A 622-nucleotide genomic window follows, 5' to 3' on the forward strand; every position below is an offset into this window, starting at 1 on the left:
CTGTATAAAATTCCCACATAAACAGACCGAATCTATAGCATTTTTAGATGAAAATGTAGTAATTATCACCAACGAACAGGGTGAAATATATAGGGTTCGTGAGAATTAACAATTCCTTAATATTGAGATAACTAATTTTGTATTGGCTTTTGAGTGCAAGTAGTTATTAGCCGCGTTACTTAATGACACTTAATGCTGGGGTAATATTGGATTAATTTTTAATTAATTGCATCCAGTGTGTTGATTTTGAGTAATGATACTTTCGCTCAACGACTAATTATCAAATATATGAGCAATACGCTACCAACTCCCAAAATCCTTTTGGTCGACGACGACCCAGATATTATTGAGCTATTAGAGTACAACCTTACCAAAGAAGGATTTGACACAGCTTCGGCAACAGACGGACTTCAAGCCTTGGAGGTGGCAAAAAAATTTAAACCAGATTTGATTTTGCTCGATGTGATGATGCCAAAATGGATGAATCGAAACGGCTCGTCAATCTCGGCAATGATTTATTAAATCAAAATTAGGTATAGGGCTGAGTGGGTATAGTACAGGGCGTGGTTTTCGCAGTGGCGATGGAGTTGATTTTAGATATGGTGGTGTAAAGGTTGAATAC

At 36.8% G+C, this 622-nt stretch carries 1 protein-coding gene; it reads left to right on the forward strand.

Annotated elements, in window-relative coordinates:
* Nucleotides 1-288 precede the first annotated feature (288 nt).
* Nucleotides 289-522, forward strand: coding sequence for a response regulator (locus BWI92_RS26825; protein ID WP_095168678.1), 234 nt, complete (start codon nucleotides 289-291; stop codon nucleotides 520-522).
* Nucleotides 523-622 lie beyond the last annotated feature (100 nt).

The sequence above is a fragment of the Flectobacillus sp. BAB-3569 genome (genome assembly GCF_002270355.1).
Classification (GTDB): Bacteria; Bacteroidota; Bacteroidia; order Cytophagales; family Spirosomataceae; genus Flectobacillus; species Flectobacillus roseus.

Excerpts from the sequence above, each read along its gene's own strand:
- BWI92_RS26825 (WP_095168678.1), top strand. The coding sequence starts at position 289 with ATGAGCAATACGCTACCAACTCCCAAAATCCTTTTGGTCGACGACGAC.